Below are 16,136 nucleotides of genomic sequence, written 5' to 3'. Positions count from 1 at the left end.
GGAATAATGACACGGAGTAGAAAGGAAACGCATGAAAGCAGCGCGCCCCGGTAAGTTGAGACGCCAGGAAGATCAGGCCAGCTTTGTCAGCTGGCGTTTTGCGTTGCTGTGCGGCTGCATTTTGCTGGCGATGGTCGGCCTGATGCTGCGCGTTGCGTACCTGCAGGTCATCAATCCCGATCGTCTGGTGAAAGAAGGCGACATGCGTTCGCTGCGCGTGCAGGAAGTGCCGACCGCGCGCGGCATGATCAGCGATCGCGCTGGCCGTCCGTTGGCGGTCAGCGTGCCGGTCAATGCGGTGTGGGCGGATCCGAAAGAGCTGAACGAGCGCGGCGGCATCACGCTGGACAGCCGTTGGAAAGCGCTTTCCGATGCGCTGAACATCCCGCTGGACCAACTCTCCAACCGCATCAACGCCAACCCGAAAGGGCGCTTCGTTTATCTGGCGCGCCAGGTGAACCCGGCGATCGGCGACTACATCCACAAGCTCAAGCTGCCGGGGATCTACCTGCGGCAGGAGTCGCGCCGGTACTACCCGGCGGGGCAGGTAACGTCGCACATCATCGGCGTAACCAACATCGACGGACAAGGTATCGAAGGTGTCGAGAAGAGTTTCGACCGCTGGCTGACCGGGCAACCGGGCGAGAGAACGGTGCGTAAGGACCGCTTCGGCCGGGTGATCGAAGATATCTCCTCCGTCGACAGCCAGGCGGCGCACAACCTGGTACTGAGCGTCGATGAACGGCTGCAGGCGCTGGTGTATCGCGAGCTGAACAACGCCGTGGCGTTCAACAAGGCCGAATCGGGCACTGCGGTGCTGATCGACGTGAACACCGGCGAAGTGCTGGCGATGGCCAACAGCCCGTCTTACAACCCGAACAACATGGCCGGTACGCCGAAAGAGACCATGCGTAACCGTGCTATCACCGATATTTTTGAACCCGGTTCAACCGTGAAGCCGATGGTGGTGATGACCGCGCTGCAAAACGGCGTGGTCAGAGAAAACAGCGTGTTGAACACCATCCCGTACCGCATTCAGGGCCACGAGATCAAAGACGTGGCGCGGTACTCGGAGCTGTCATTGACCGGGATCTTGCAGAAGTCGAGTAACGTCGGTGTTTCAAAGCTGGCGTTAGCGATGCCGTCCTCAGCGTTAGTAGATACTTACTCTCGTTTTGGGCTGGGAAAAGCGACCAATTTGGGGCTGGTCGGAGAAAGCAGTGGCATATACCCAAAAAAACAACGGTGGTCTGACATAGAGAGGGCCACCTTCTCTTTCGGCTACGGGCTGATGGTAACTCCGTTACAGTTGGCGCGAGTCTATGCAACGATCGGCAGCCTGGGCGTGTATCGCCCATTGTCGATCACCAAGGTTGACCCTCCGGTCGCCGGCGAACGCGTTTTCCCTGAACCTCTGGTGCGCACCGTGGTGCACATGATGGAAAGCGTGGCCTTGCCGGGCGGCGGCGGCGTGAAAGCCGCCATCAAGGGATACCGTATCGCCATCAAAACCGGTACCGCGAAAAAAGTGGGCCCGGACGGCAAATACGTCAACCGATACATCGCTTATACCGCCGGCGTCGCGCCGGCAAGTAACCCCCGTTTTGCCCTGGTGGTCGTCATCAACGACCCGCAGGGTGGGAAATACTATGGTGGCGCAATCTCCGCGCCGGTGTTCGGTGCCATCATGGGCGGCGTATTGCGCACCATGAACATCGAGCCTGACGCGTTGCCTACCGGTGACAAAAGCGAATTAGTGATTAACAAGAAAGAGGGTTCAGGTGGCAGATCGTAATTTGCGCGACTTACTCGCCCCGTGGGTGCCGACGGCACCCGGGCGCGCGCTGCGGGAAATGACATTAGACAGCCGTGTGGCGGCTGCCGGGGATCTGTTTGTCGCCGTTGTCGGCCATCAAACGGATGGACGCCGCTATATTCCGCAGGCCATCGCGCAGGGCGTCGCCGCCGTGATCGCCGAAGCTGACGGTCAGGCCGAAGACGGCGCCATCGTTGAAATGCACGGCGTGCCGGTGATCTACCTGAGCCAACTGAACCAGCGCCTTTCCGCGCTGGCCGGGCGTTTTTACCACCAGCCTGGCGAGCGTCTGCGTCTGGTCGGCGTGACCGGCACCAACGGCAAAACCACCACCACCCAACTGCTGGCGCAGTGGAGCCAACTGCTGGGCGAAACCAGCGCGGTGATGGGCACCGTCGGCAACGGCCTGCTGGGCCAAGTGTGTCCGACCGAGAATACCACCGGTTCTGCGGTGGATGTTCAACACGTATTAAACGATTTGGCGGAACAGGGCGCGACCTTCGCCGCCATGGAAGTCTCTTCCCACGGTCTGGTGCAACACCGGGTGGCGGCGCTGCCGTTCGCCGCGGCGGTCTTCACCAACCTGAGCCGCGATCACCTGGATTACCACGGTGACATGGCCAATTACGAGGCGGCCAAATGGTCGCTGTTCGCCGCCCACCGCGTGGGGCAGGCGATCATCAACGCCGACGATGAAGTCGGTCTGCGATGGCTAAGCAAGCTGCCGGATGCGGTGGCGGTGACGATGCAGGGCAACCTGCAGCCGGGCGGCCACGGCCGCTGGCTGAAAACCACGGCGGTCGATTATCACGACAACGGCGCCACCGTTCGTTTCAGCTCCAGCTGGGGCGACGGCGAAATCGAAAGCCGCCTGATGGGTGCTTTCAACGTCAGCAACCTGCTGTTGGCCTTGGCGACGTTGCTGTCGCTGGGCTATCCGCTGGAGGCGCTGGTAGAAACCGGCAGCCGCCTGCAGCCGGTCTGCGGCCGCATGGAAGTGTTTAACGCACCGGGCAAACCGACGGTAGTGGTGGATTACGCCCACACGCCGGATGCGCTGGAGAAAGCGCTGGAAGCCGCGCGCCTGCACTGTCAGGGGCAGCTGTGGTGCGTGTTCGGCTGCGGCGGCGATCGCGACAAGGGCAAGCGTCCGCTGATGGGCGGCATCGCCGAGCAGTTCGCCGATCGCGTGGTGATCACCGATGACAACCCGCGTACCGAAGAGCCGCGCACGATTATCAACGATATCCTGACCGGATTGCTGGACGCCGGGCAGGCGCTGGTGATCCACGGCCGCGCCGAAGCGGTAACCAGCGCCATCATGCAGGCGCAGGAACAGGATGTGGTGTTGGTGGCAGGCAAAGGCCACGAAGATTATCAGCTGGTGGGCAACCGCCGCCTGGATTACTCCGACCGCACGACGGTCGCCCGACTGCTGGGGGTGCTGGCATGATCCCTGTCTCTCTTCAGACACTGGCTGAGGTATTGAGCGCTGAACCGATCGGCGCCGATTGCCAAATTGTCGAGGTGACGACAGACACCCGCAAGGTGACCGCCGGTTGCCTGTTTGTGGCGCTGAAAGGCGAGCGTTTCGACGCTCACGACTTTGCGGTGGATGCCGTAGTAGCAGGTGCCGGGGCGCTGCTGGTCAGTAAGCGCTTATTGGTGGACGTGCCGCAGCTGGTGGTGCAAGACACCCGTCTGGCGCTGGGGCAGCTTGGCGCCTGGGTGCGTCAGCAGGTGCCGGCGCGCGTGGTGGCGCTGACCGGTTCCTCGGGCAAGACATCGGTGAAAGAAATGACCGCCGCCATTCTGCGCGAATGCGGCGAAGTGCTGTATACCGCCGGCAACTTCAATAACGACATCGGCGTGCCGCTGACGCTGTTGCGTCTGGAGCCGCAGCATGATTTTGCCGTGATAGAGCTGGGCGCTAACCATATTGGCGAAATCGCTTACACCACCGCATTGACGCGTCCGCAGACCGCTTTGGTGAACAACCTGGCGGCGGCGCACCTGGAAGGCTTCGGCTCGCTGGCCGGCGTCGCGCAGGCGAAAGGTGAAATCTTTACCGGCCTGCCGGCCGACGGCGTGGCGATCATCAACGCCGATAACAACGACTGGCCGCACTGGCAGAGCATGTTGGGCGGCAAAACCGTCTGGCGCTTCTCGCCGCAGGCTGCCGAAGGCGTGGACTTCTTCGCGGATAACGTGCGGGTGAACGGTGCAGGCACGCAGTTCACGCTGCACAGCCCGTTCGGCACCGCCGAGATCGCGCTGCCGCTGCCGGGGCGCCACAACGTGGCCAATGCGCTGGCGGCGACGGCGCTGGCGATGTCGGTGGGCGCCACCCTCGAAGCGGTGCGTCAGGGGCTGAAACAGCTGCAGGCGGTGCCGGGGCGTCTGTTCCCGGTGGCGCTGGCCGAAGGCAAGCTGCTGCTGGACGACAGCTATAACGCCAACGTCGGGTCGATGACCGCGGCGGCGCAGGTGCTGGCAGAGATGCCGGGCTACCGCGTGATGGTGGTCGGCGATATGGCCGAGCTGGGCGCGGAAGCGGAAGAGTGTCACCGTCAGGTGGGCGAAGCCGCCCGTCTGGCCGGCGTCGACAAAGTGATCAGCGTCGGCGGTTTGAGCCGCGTGCTGAGCGAGGCGTCCGGCAACGGCGAACATTATCAAGACAAGACAGCAGTGATCGCGCGCGTGGCGGAATTACTGTCGGAACATGCGGTCATTACCGTGTTAATCAAAGGTTCACGTAGTGCCGCAATGGAGCAGGTAGTACGCGCGTTACAGGAGAAAGCACCATGTTAGTTTGGCTGGCCGAGCATTTGGTCAAGTATTACTCAGGCTTCAACGTCTTTTCTTATCTGACGTTCCGAGCCATTGTCAGCCTGCTGACCGCGCTGTTCCTGTCGTTGTGGATGGGCCCGCGGGTGATCAAGCGCCTGCAAGAAATGTCCTTCGGCCAGGTGGTGCGTAACGACGGCCCCGAGTCGCACTTCAGCAAGCGTGGCACGCCGACCATGGGCGGCATCATGATCCTGACCTCCATCACCATTTCGGTGCTGATGTGGGCCTACCCGTCCAACCCGTATGTCTGGTGCGTGCTGTTCGTGCTGGTGGGTTACGGCATCGTCGGCTTCGTCGACGACTACCGCAAGGTGGTGCGTAAGGACACCAAAGGGCTGATCGCCCGCTGGAAGTATTTCTGGCAGTCGGTGATTGCGCTGATTGTCGCATTCGCCATGTACGCCGTAGGAAAAGACACGCCAGCCACCGAGCTGGTTGTGCCGTTCTTTAAGGACGTGATGCCGCAGCTGGGCCTGCTGTATATCCTGCTGGCCTATTTCGTGATCGTCGGCACCAGCAACGCGGTCAACCTGACCGACGGCCTGGACGGCCTGGCGATTATGCCGACGGTATTCGTGGCGGCCGGCTTCGCGCTGGTGGCCTGGGCGACCGGTAACATGAACTTCGCCAACTACCTGCATATTCCGTATCTGCGTCATGCCGGTGAGTTGGTGATCGTGTGTACCGCCATCGTCGGCGCCGGCCTCGGGTTCCTGTGGTTCAACACTTACCCGGCCCAGGTGTTTATGGGCGACGTCGGTTCGTTGGCGCTGGGCGGCGCGTTGGGTACCATCGCGGTGCTGCTGCGTCAGGAGTTCTTGTTGGTGATCATGGGCGGCGTATTTGTGGTAGAGACGCTGTCGGTGATCCTGCAGGTGGGATCGTTCAAGCTGCGCGGACAACGCATTTTCCGCATGGCGCCGATTCACCACCACTATGAATTGAAAGGCTGGCCGGAGCCGCGCGTTATCGTGCGCTTCTGGATCATTTCGCTGATGCTGGTGCTGATTGGCCTGGCAACGCTGAAGGTGCGTTAATCATGGCAGACTATCAGGGTAGAAAAGTCGTCATCATCGGGTTGGGCCTCACCGGCCTGTCCTGCGTCGATTTCTTCATGGCGCGCGGCGTGACGCCGCGCGTGATGGATACCCGTATCGCGCCGCCAGGCTTGGACAAACTGCCTGAAAGCGTGGAGCGCCATCTGGGCGATCTGAATCAGGACTGGCTGCTGGCGGCGGATCTGATCGTTGCCAGCCCGGGCGTCGCGCTGGCGACCCCGGCATTGAGCGCCGCGGCGGATGCCGGCGTGGAAATCGTCGGCGACGTCGAACTGTTCTGCCGTGAAGCGCAGGCGCCGATCGTGGCGATCACCGGCTCCAACGGTAAAAGCACCGTTACCACCCTGGTGGGCGAGATGGCGAAAGCCGCCGGTTGGGCGGTGGGCGTGGGCGGCAATATCGGCCTGCCGGCGCTGAGCCTGCTGCGTCAGGAATGCCAGCTTTACGTGCTGGAGCTGTCCAGCTTCCAACTGGAAACGACGTATAGCCTGCGGGCGGCGGCGGCGACCATCCTGAACGTGACCGAAGATCATATGGATCGCTATCCGTTCGGCCTGCAGCAGTATCGCGGCGCCAAGCTGCGCGTGTATGAAAACGCCGCCGCGTGCGTGGTGAACGCGGACGATGCGCTGACCATGCCGGTGCGCGGCGCCGACGAGCGCTGCGTCAGCTTCGGCGCCGACGTGGGCGACTATCACCTGAACCGTCAGCAGGGGGAAACCTGGCTGCGGGTGCGCGGTGAGAAAGTGCTGAATACGCGCGAGATGAAACTGACCGGCCGCCACAACTACACCAACGCCCTGGCGGCGCTGGCGTTGGCGGATGCGGTCAATATCCCGCGCGCGTCCAGCCTGAAGGCGCTGACCACCTTCACCGGCCTGGCGCACCGCTTCCAGCTGGCCTGGGAGAACAACGGCGTGCGTTGGATCAACGACTCCAAAGCCACCAACGTCGGCAGCACCGAAGCGGCGCTGAACGGCCTGCAGGTAGACGGCACGCTGCATCTGCTGCTGGGCGGCGACGGCAAGTCCGCCGATTTCTCGCCGCTGGCGCGCTACCTGCAGGGCGATAATGTGCGTCTGTATTGCTTTGGCCGCGACGGCGCCCAGCTGGCACAGCTGCGGCCGGAGGTGGCGACGCTGACCGAGACCATGGAGCAGGCGATGCGCACCATCGCCGGCCGCGTACAGCCCGGTGACATGGTATTGCTGTCGCCGGCCTGCGCCAGCCTCGATCAGTTCCGTAATTTTGAAGTGCGCGGCGATGAGTTCGCCCGCCTGGCGCAGGAGCTTGGCGGATGAAACTACGCTTGCCGAACTTCGGGCTGACAGAACGGCTTAAAGACTGGGTGACCGGCGCGCGCGACAACGATGCGGTCAACATGGTGCTCTACGATCGCACCCTGCTTTGGCTGACCTTCGGGTTGGCGATCATCGGCTTCGTGATGGTGACCTCGGCGTCGATGCCGATCGGCCAGCGCCTGGCGGACGATCCGTTCCTGTTCGCCAAACGCGACGCGCTGTACCTCGGCCTGGCGTTCGGCCTGTCGCTGGTGACGCTGCGCGTCCCGATGGAGATTTGGCAGCGCTACAGCAACGTGATGTTGCTGATGTCGATCGTGATGCTGCTGATCGTGCTGGTGGTGGGGAGTTCGGTGAACGGGGCCTCGCGCTGGATCGCGCTCGGCCCGCTGCGTATTCAGCCGGCAGAGCTGTCCAAGCTGTCGCTGTTTTGCTACCTGGCGAGCTATCTGGTGCGCAAGGTGGAAGAGGTGCGCAGCAACTTCTGGGGCTTCTGCAAGCCGATGGGCGTGATGGTGGTGCTGGCGGTGCTGCTGCTGGCGCAGCCGGACCTCGGTACCGTGGTGGTGCTGTTCATCACCACGCTGGCGATGCTGTTCCTGGCCGGCGCGAAAATGTGGCAGTTCCTGGCGATCATCGGTTCCGGCGTGTTCGCCGTGGTGCTGCTGATCATCGCGGAACCGTACCGTATGCGCCGCGTGACCTCGTTCTGGAACCCGTGGGCCGATCCGTTCGGCAGCGGCTACCAGCTGACCCAGTCGCTGATGGCGTTCGGCCGCGGCGAGTTCTGGGGGCAGGGGCTCGGCAACTCGGTGCAGAAACTGGAGTATTTGCCGGAAGCACACACCGACTTCATCTTCTCCATTTTGGGTGAAGAACTGGGCTATATCGGTGTGGTTTTAGCCCTGTTAATGGTATTCTTCGTCGCTTTTCGCGCGATGTCCATCGGGCGCCGCGCGCTGGAGATCGACCAACGCTTCTCCGGCTTCCTGGCCTGCGCGATCGGCGTGTGGTTCAGCTTCCAGGCGCTGGTTAACGTCGGCGCCGCCGCGGGCATGCTGCCGACCAAAGGTCTGACGCTGCCGCTGATCAGTTACGGCGGTTCGAGCTTGCTGATTATGTCGACGGCCATCGTGCTGTTGCTGCGAATTGATTATGAAACGCGCCTGACGAAGGCTCAGGCGTTTGTGAAGAGGTAAGGGATGAGCGGGAAACCTAAGCGTTTAATGGTGATGGCAGGCGGTACCGGCGGGCACGTGTTCCCGGGGCTGGCGGTCGCGCATCATCTGATGGCGCAGGGCTGGCAGGTGCGCTGGCTCGGAACCGCAGACCGAATGGAAGCCGATCTGGTGCCGAAGCACGGGATCGAGATTGATTTTATCCGCATCTCCGGCCTGCGCGGCAAAGGCCTGAAGGCCCAGCTGACTGCGCCGCTGCGGATCTGGCAGGCGGTGCGCCAGGCGAAAGCCATCATGCGCAGCTATCAGCCGGACGTGGTGCTGGGGATGGGGGGGTACGTGTCCGGCCCCGGCGGCCTGGCGGCCTGGCAGTGTGGCATCCCGGTGGTGCTGCACGAACAAAACGGCATCGCCGGCTTGACCAACCGCTGGCTGGCGCGCATCGCCGCCAAAGTGATGCAGGCCTTTCCCGGCGCGTTCCCGAACGCCGAGGTGGTGGGCAACCCGGTACGTACCGACGTGTTGGCGCTGCCGTTGCCGGCGGAGCGGTTGCAGGGGCGCGAAGGCCCGATCCGCGTGCTGGTGATTGGCGGAAGTCAGGGCGCGCGCGTGCTGAATCAGACAGTTCCTGAAGTCGCGGCGCGTTTGGGCGATAGAATTACGCTCTGGCATCAGGTTGGCAAGGGCGCGCTGGAAACGGTGCTGCGCGACTACGAAAGGGTAGGGCAGACGCAGCACAAGGTGACCGAGTTCATCGACGACATGGCTGCCGCCTACGCCTGGGCCGACGTGGTGGTCTGCCGCTCCGGCGCGTTGACCGTCAGCGAAATCGCGGCGGCGGGGCTGCCGGCGATCTTCGTGCCGTTCATGCACAAGGACCGTCAGCAGTACTGGAACGCGCGTCCGCTGGAAGAAGCCGGTGCGGCGAAGATTATCGAACAGCCGCAGTTCAACGCCGATGTGGTGGCCGAACTGCTGGCGAGCTGGGATCGCAAGACGCTGCTGGCCATGGCCGAGAAAGCGCGTGCGGTCGCCATTCCGGATGCCACCGAGCGCGTGGCGGCGGAGCTGGTGCGGCTCGCCAAGTAACGAGTGCAGGGGTTCGGTGCGCCGAACCTGAATAAAAGCAATGTGATGTAGGGCCGGGGTACCGGATCCGGATTAGAGAGAGTGATGAATACACAACAACTGGCGAAACTACGTACTATCGTGCCCGAGATGCGTCGCGTCCGGCACATTCACTTTGTCGGCATCGGTGGCGCCGGCATGGGTGGTATCGCCGAAGTGTTGGCAAACGAAGGGTATCAGATCAGCGGCTCCGATCTGGCGCCGAATCCGGTGACCCAGCAGTTGAGCGCGCTCGGGGCGACGATTTACTTCAATCACCGTCCGGAAAACGTGCTGGATGCGAGCGTGGTGGTGGTTTCTACCGCCATCTCCGCCGACAACCCGGAGATTGTCGCCGCCCGTGAAGCGCGTATCCCGGTGATCCGCCGCGCAGAGATGCTGGCGGAGCTGATGCGTTTTCGCCACGGCATCGCTATCGCCGGCACGCACGGCAAAACCACCACCACGGCGATGGTTTCGAGCATTTACGCCGAAGCCCGCCTGGACCCGACCTTCGTCAACGGCGGGCTGGTGAAGGCGGCGGGCACCCACGCGCGACTGGGGTCCAGCCGTTATCTGATCGCGGAAGCGGATGAGAGCGATGCGTCGTTCCTGCATCTGCAGCCGATGGTGGCCGTGGTCACCAACATCGAAGCCGACCATATGGATACCTACCAGGGCGACTTCGAGAACCTGAAGCAGACGTTTATCAATTTCTTGCACAACCTGCCGTTCTACGGCCGTGCGGTGATGTGCATCGACGATCCGGTAGTGCGCGAGCTGTTGCCGCGCGTGGGTCGCCATATCACCACCTACGGCTTCAGTGAAGATGCCGACGTGCGCATCGAAGACTACCGGCAGATTGGGCCGCAGGGGCACTTTACCCTGAGCCGTCAGGACAAACCGTTGCTGACGGTGACGCTGAACGCGCCGGGGCGCCACAATGCGTTGAACGCGGCGGCGGCGGTGGCGGTGGCGACCGAAGAAGGCATCGACGACGAAGATATCCTGCGCGCGCTGGCGGGCTTCCAGGGCACCGGGCGTCGCTTCGATTTCCTCGGCGAGTTCCCGCTGGAGCCGGTCAACGGCAAAGCGGGCAGCGCGATGCTGGTGGACGACTACGGCCACCATCCGACCGAGGTGGACGCCACGCTGAAAGCGGCGCGCGCCGGCTGGCCGGACAAGCGTTTGGTGATGATCTTCCAGCCGCACCGTTATACGCGCACCCGCGATCTGTACGACGATTTCGCCAACGTGCTGTCGCAGGTGGATGTGCTGCTGATGCTCGACGTGTACGCCGCCGGCGAAGCGCCGATCCCGGGCGCGGACAGCCGCTCGCTGTGCCGCACCATCCGCAGCCGCGGCAAGCTGGATCCGATCCTGGTTTCCGATGCCGATACCGTGCCGGAAACCCTGGCGCAGCTGCTGCAGGATGAAGACCTGGTGCTGGTGCAAGGCGCCGGCAACGTGGGCAAAATCGCCCGTAAACTGGCTGAGCTGAAGCTGCAGCCGCAGCCGCCGAAGAAAGAGGAGGTGCACCATGGCTGATAAAGTTGCAGTTCTGCTGGGCGGCACCTCCGCTGAACGTGAAGTCTCCCTGCAATCCGGCGCTGCGGTGCTGGCCGGATTGCGCGAAGCCGGTATCGATGCGCACGGCGTCGATACCCGCGATTTCCCGGTGACCCAGCTGAAAGAGCAGGGGTTCACCAAAGTGTTTATCGCGCTGCATGGCCGCGGCGGCGAGGACGGCACCCTGCAGGGGCTGCTGGAGTTCCTCGAACTGCCTTATACCGGCAGCGGCGTGATGGCCTCGGCGCTGACCATGGACAAATGGCGCACCAAGATGGTGTGGCAGTCGATGGGCTTGCCGGTGGCGCCTTACGTGGCGCTGAATCGCCAGCTGTACCTCGGCGGCGAAAAAGCGGCGCTGCTGGCACGCGTGGCGGAGCTTGGCCTGCCGCTGATCGTCAAGCCGAGCCGTGAAGGCTCCAGCGTCGGCATGAGCAAGGTCACTGAAAGCGGCGCGCTGGAAGCCGCGTTGGAAGAGGCCTTCCGCCATGACGACGACGTATTGGTGGAGAAGTGGCTGAGCGGCCCGGAATATACCGTGGCGATGCTGGGCGACCAGGTGCTGCCGTCGATCCGCATCCAGCCGGCCGGTGTGTTTTACGACTACCAGGCCAAGTACATTTCGGACGACACGCAGTACTTTTGCCCGAGCGGTTTGAGCGCCGAGCAGGAAGCCGAGATGGCGGCGTTGGCGCTGCGTGCCTATCGCGGCCTGGACTGCAGCGGCTGGGGCCGCGTCGACGTGATGCAAGACAGCGATGGCAGCTTCTATCTGCTTGAGGTGAACACCTCTCCGGGCATGACCAGTCATAGCCTGGTGCCGATGGCGGCGCGCCAGTTTGGATTAAGCTTCTCGCAGTTGGTGGCGAGAATTTTGGAGTTGGCCGACTGATATGTCGCAAGCTGCCCTGAATGCGCGCGATCGCGAGGTGGATAACGGCCCGCGCCGCAGCAATGGAACCCAGTTGGCGGGAATGATTTTCCTGCTGATGGTGTTGGGAACGGTCGTGTGGAGCGGTTGGGCGGTGCTTGGCTGGATGAAAGACGCCAGTCGCCTGCCGCTCTCAAGGCTGGTGGTGACCGGCGAACGCCACTACACCACCAACGATGATATTCGTCAGGCGATCCTGGCGCTGGGCGCGCCCGGCACCTTTATGACGCAGGATGTGGACGTCATCCAGCAGCAGATCGAACGTCTGCCGTGGATCAAGCAGGCCAGCGTGCGCAAACAATGGCCGGATGAGCTGAAGATCCATCTGGTGGAGTACGTCCCGGTGGCGCGCTGGAACGATTTGCACATGGTGGACGCCGAAGGCAAAGCGTTCAGCGTGCCGGCGGAGCGGGCGGGTAAACAGAAGTTGCCGCTGCTCTACGGGCCGGAAGGGAGCGAGCAGGATGTGCTGGAAGGCTATCGGGCGATGAGCGCCACGTTGGCGGCCAGCAAATATACGCTGAAAATGGCGGCGATGACCGCGCGCCATTCCTGGCAGCTGGCGCTGGACAACGATGTCCGGCTTGAGCTGGGGCGCGATGACCGCAACGGGCGTTTGCAGCGGTTTATCGAGCTTTACCCGGTATTGCAGCAGCAGGGCCAGGCGGAGAGCAAGCGTGTCAGCTATGTCGATCTGCGCTACGAGTCCGGCGCTTCGGTAGGGTGGGCTCCGGTGTTGGTCGATCCGCAGGCGCTTGGCGGTCAGCAAAACAGTAATCAGCAACAGAATCAGGCACAGGCAAAACAACAATGATCAAGTCGACGGACAGAAAACTGGTAGTTGGACTGGAGATCGGTACTGCAAAAGTCTCCGCGTTGGTAGGGGAAGTTCTGCCCGATGGCATGGTCAACATTATCGGGGTGGGCAGCTGCCCGTCTCGCGGCATGGATAAGGGTGGCGTAAACGACCTGGAGTCGGTGGTGAAGTGCGTACAGCGCGCCATCGATCAGGCCGAGCTGATGGCGGACTGCCAGATCTCCTCGGTGTACCTGGCGCTGTCGGGCAAACACATCAGCTGCCAGAACGAAATCGGCATGGTGCCGATCTCGGAAGAGGAAGTGACGCAGGACGACGTGGAGAACGTGGTGCACACCGCCAAATCGGTGCGCGTGCGCGACGAACACCGCATTTTGCACGTGATTCCTCAGGAATACGCCATCGATTATCAGGAAGGCATCAAAAACCCGGTTGGGCTGTCCGGCGTGCGCATGCAGGCCAAGGTGCATCTGATTACCTGCCATAACGATATGGCGAAGAACATCGTCAAGGCCGTGGAACGTTGCGGCCTGAAAGTTGACCAACTTATTTTCGCCGGTCTGGCCGCGAGCTACGCGGTGCTGACCGAAGATGAACGCGAACTCGGCGTTTGCGTGGTGGATATCGGCGGCGGCACCATGGATATGGCGGTGTACACCGGCGGTGCGCTGCGCCACACCAAAGTGATCCCTTACGCCGGGAACGTGGTCACCAGCGATATCGCTTACGCCTTCGGCACGCCGCCGACCGACGCGGAAGCGATTAAAGTTCGACACGGCTGTGCGCTTGGGTCGATTGTTAGCAAGGATGAGAATGTAGAGGTGCCTAGCGTCGGGGGACGTCCTCCGCGCAGTCTGCAAAGACAGACGCTGGCTGAAGTCATTGAGCCACGCTACACCGAACTGTTGAATCTGGTTAACGATGAAATTTTGCAATTGCAGGAGCAACTGCGTCAGCAAGGGGTGAAGCATCATCTGGCAGCCGGTATCGTGCTGACCGGTGGCGCTGCCCAGATTGATGGCCTGGCAGCCTGTGCGCAACGGGTGTTCCACACTCAGGTACGCATCGGCCAACCCTTGAACATCACGGGTCTGACGGATTATGCGCAGGAGCCTTACTACTCGACGGCGGTAGGTCTACTGCACTATGGAAAAGAGTCTCACCTGAGCGGTGAGACAGAAGTAGAAAAACGCGCCTCGGTGGGCAATTGGTTTAAACGTATCAATAGCTGGCTGAGAAAAGAGTTTTAATGTTTCAACAAAGAGATCATGCTGAGTAATCTTTTTATGATCTCGCAGCGACAGGCACAAAACGGAGAGAAACTATGTTTGAACCAATGGAACTAACCAATGACGCGGTGATTAAAGTCATCGGCGTCGGCGGCGGCGGTGGCAACGCCGTTGAACACATGGTGCGCGAGCGCATCGAAGGTGTTGAATTCTTCGCTGTGAACACGGACGCCCAGGCGCTCCGCAAAACGGCGGTTGGCCAAACCATCCAGATCGGTAGCGGTATTACCAAAGGTCTGGGTGCGGGCGCGAACCCGGAAGTGGGTCGCAATTCAGCGGAAGAAGACCGCGAAGCCCTGCGCGCAGCGCTGGACGGTGCAGACATGGTCTTCATCGCGGCCGGCATGGGCGGCGGCACCGGTACCGGTGCGGCGCCAGTGGTGGCTGAAGTGGCTAAAGATTTGGGTATTCTGACCGTGGCCGTGGTGACCAAGCCTTTCAACTTCGAAGGCAAGAAGCGCATGGCATTCGCGGAGCAGGGTATCGCTGAGCTGTCCAAACATGTGGACTCGCTGATCACCATCCCGAACGACAAGTTGCTGAAAGTTCTGGGTCGCGGCATCTCTCTGCTGGACGCGTTCGGCGCGGCCAACGACGTGCTGAAAGGTGCGGTGCAGGGTATCGCCGAGCTGATCACCCGTCCGGGCCTGATGAACGTCGACTTCGCCGACGTGCGCACCGTGATGTCCGAAATGGGCTACGCGATGATGGGTTCCGGCGTGGCTTGCGGTGAAGACCGTGCCGAAGAAGCGGCCGAAATGGCGATCTCCAGCCCACTGCTGGAAGACATCGACCTGTCCGGCGCGCGCGGCGTGCTGGTCAACATCACCGCCGGCTTCGACCTGCGTCTGGATGAGTTCGAAACCGTGGGTAACACCATCCGTGCGTTCGCGTCCGACAACGCCACCGTGGTTATCGGTACCTCGCTGGATCCGGAAATGAACGACGAACTGCGCGTAACCGTGGTTGCAACCGGTATCGGTATGGACAAACGTCCTGAAATCACCCTGGTGACCAATAAGCAGGCCAGCCAGCCGGTGATGGACCACCGTTATCAGCAGCACGGTATGTCGCCTCTGCCGCAGGAAGTGAAACCTGCCGCTAAGGTGGTCAACGACCAAGCTGCGCAGCCGAATAAAGAGCCCGATTATCTTGATATTCCAGCCTTCCTGCGTAAACAGGCAGACTAAGAATATCCTGAGAATTTGGAATCTCCGCTCTTTGTGCTAAACTGTCCCGCCAGCCATGCTGTATGCTTGGCTGGTAGGATGGATAACATTGCGAGATAAAACGATGATCAAACAAAGGACATTAAAACGTATTGTTCAGGCGACTGGCGTCGGTTTGCATACCGGCAAGAAAGTCACGCTGACAATGCGCCCAGCGCCGGCTAATACCGGGGTCATCTATCGTCGCACTGACTTGAATCCACCGGTTGATTTTCCGGCTGATGCAAAATCCGTGCGTGATACCATGCTCTGTACTTGCCTGGTGAATGAGCATGACGTGCGTATTTCGACCGTTGAGCACCTCAACGCCGCGCTGGCTGGGTTGGGCATCGACAACATCGTCATCGAAGTCGACGCCGCTGAAATCCCAATCATGGACGGCAGCGCCAGTCCGTTCGTGTTCTTGCTGCTGGATGCCGGCATCGAAGAGCTGAACTCGGCGAAGAAATTCCTGCGTCTGAAAGAGACCGTGCGCGTTGAAGATGGCGACAAGTGGGCCGAGCTGTCCCCGCATAACGGGTTCCGCCTGGACTTCACCATCGACTTCAACCACCCGGCTATCGACGCCAGCTCTCAGCGCTATCGTCTTGATTTCTCGGCTGAGTCGTTCGTGCGTCAAATCAGCCGCGCGCGCACCTTCGGGTTTATGCGCGACATCGAATACCTGCAGTCCCGTGGCCTGGCCCTGGGCGGCAGCTTCGACTGCGCCATCGTGGTAGACGACTACCGCGTGCTGAACGAAGACGGCCTGCGTTTCGAAGACGAATTCGTACGTCACAAAATGCTGGACGCCATCGGCGATCTGTTCATGTGCGGCCACAACATCATTGGCGCGTTCACCGCGTACAAGTCTGGCCACGCGCTGAACAACAAACTGCTGCAGGCCGTGCTGGCCAAGCAGGAAGCGTGGGAATACGTGACCTTCCAGGACGAAGCCGAAATGCCGCTGGCATTCAAGGCACCGTCCACCGTATTGGCGTAAGGTCTGAAT

General features: G+C 61.7%; 13 protein-coding genes. All 13 read left to right on the top strand.

From position 1 onward, the window contains the following. The first annotated feature begins 31 nt into the window (after positions 1-31). On the top strand, positions 32-1,795 hold the full coding sequence (locus GF111_RS09295) for a peptidoglycan glycosyltransferase FtsI (RefSeq protein ID WP_047728965.1): 1,764 nt from the start codon (positions 32-34) through the stop codon (positions 1,793-1,795). Next, a complete protein-coding gene (gene murE, locus GF111_RS09290) occupies positions 1,782-3,269 on the top strand; it encodes a UDP-N-acetylmuramoyl-L-alanyl-D-glutamate--2,6-diaminopimelate ligase (RefSeq protein WP_047728962.1) in 1,488 nt (495 codons plus the stop codon). The genes GF111_RS09295 and murE overlap by 14 nt, the downstream gene beginning before the upstream one ends. Continuing rightward, positions 3,266-4,627 carry a UDP-N-acetylmuramoyl-tripeptide--D-alanyl-D-alanine ligase gene (murF, locus tag GF111_RS09285; protein ID WP_047728959.1) on the top strand — a complete coding sequence of 454 codons (1,362 nt, stop codon included), beginning with the start codon at positions 3,266-3,268 and terminating at the stop codon, positions 4,625-4,627. Before murE ends, murF begins: the two co-directional genes overlap by 4 nt. Next, complete coding sequence (gene mraY / locus GF111_RS09280) at positions 4,621-5,703, top strand: phospho-N-acetylmuramoyl-pentapeptide-transferase (RefSeq protein ID WP_004932782.1); 1,083 nt, start codon at positions 4,621-4,623, stop codon at positions 5,701-5,703. Before murF ends, mraY begins: the two co-directional genes overlap by 7 nt. Positions 5,704-5,705: 2 nt before the next feature. Continuing rightward, a complete protein-coding gene (gene murD, locus GF111_RS09275) occupies positions 5,706-7,025 on the top strand; it encodes a UDP-N-acetylmuramoyl-L-alanine--D-glutamate ligase (RefSeq protein ID WP_047728956.1) in 1,320 nt (439 codons plus the stop codon). Beyond that, on the top strand, positions 7,022-8,224 hold the full coding sequence (gene ftsW, locus GF111_RS09270; protein ID WP_038873480.1) for a cell division protein FtsW: 1,203 nt from the start codon (positions 7,022-7,024) through the stop codon (positions 8,222-8,224). Before murD ends, ftsW begins: the two co-directional genes overlap by 4 nt. A gap of 3 nt (positions 8,225-8,227) precedes the next feature. Continuing rightward, positions 8,228-9,292: an undecaprenyldiphospho-muramoylpentapeptide beta-N-acetylglucosaminyltransferase gene (murG, locus tag GF111_RS09265; protein ID WP_004932773.1), complete on the top strand. Its 1,065-nt coding sequence runs from the start codon at positions 8,228-8,230 to the stop codon at positions 9,290-9,292. Between the two features lie 84 nt (positions 9,293-9,376). Beyond that, the gene (gene murC, locus GF111_RS09260; RefSeq protein ID WP_147190240.1) at positions 9,377-10,858 is read left to right on the top strand and encodes a UDP-N-acetylmuramate--L-alanine ligase; all 1,482 of its coding nucleotides are present in this window, start codon (positions 9,377-9,379) and stop codon (positions 10,856-10,858) included. Then, the gene (locus tag GF111_RS09255) at positions 10,851-11,771 is read left to right on the top strand and encodes a D-alanine--D-alanine ligase (protein ID WP_038873486.1); all 921 of its coding nucleotides are present in this window, start codon (positions 10,851-10,853) and stop codon (positions 11,769-11,771) included. The genes murC and GF111_RS09255 overlap by 8 nt, the downstream gene beginning before the upstream one ends. 1 nt (position 11,772) lies before the next feature. Then, positions 11,773-12,624 carry a cell division protein FtsQ gene (gene ftsQ, locus GF111_RS09250; RefSeq protein ID WP_004932761.1) on the top strand — a complete coding sequence of 284 codons (852 nt, stop codon included), beginning with the start codon at positions 11,773-11,775 and terminating at the stop codon, positions 12,622-12,624. Further along, complete coding sequence (ftsA, locus tag GF111_RS09245; RefSeq protein WP_004932758.1) at positions 12,621-13,877, top strand: cell division protein FtsA; 1,257 nt, start codon at positions 12,621-12,623, stop codon at positions 13,875-13,877. Before ftsQ ends, ftsA begins: the two co-directional genes overlap by 4 nt. A 74-nt stretch (positions 13,878-13,951) precedes the next feature. Continuing rightward, positions 13,952-15,106 carry a cell division protein FtsZ gene (gene ftsZ / locus GF111_RS09240; RefSeq protein WP_004932757.1) on the top strand — a complete coding sequence of 385 codons (1,155 nt, stop codon included), beginning with the start codon at positions 13,952-13,954 and terminating at the stop codon, positions 15,104-15,106. A 103-nt stretch (positions 15,107-15,209) separates the two neighbouring features. Further along, positions 15,210-16,127 carry a UDP-3-O-acyl-N-acetylglucosamine deacetylase gene (gene lpxC / locus GF111_RS09235; RefSeq protein ID WP_025159644.1) on the top strand — a complete coding sequence of 306 codons (918 nt, stop codon included), beginning with the start codon at positions 15,210-15,212 and terminating at the stop codon, positions 16,125-16,127. The last annotated feature ends 9 nt before the right edge of the window (positions 16,128-16,136 follow it).

The sequence above is a fragment of the Serratia sp. HRI genome, assembly GCF_010119335.3.
Taxonomy (GTDB): Bacteria; Pseudomonadota; Gammaproteobacteria; order Enterobacterales; family Enterobacteriaceae; genus Serratia; species Serratia nevei.
The sequence above is the reverse complement of the archived record's forward strand: the minus strand, read 5'-3'. Positions and strand labels throughout refer to the sequence as shown.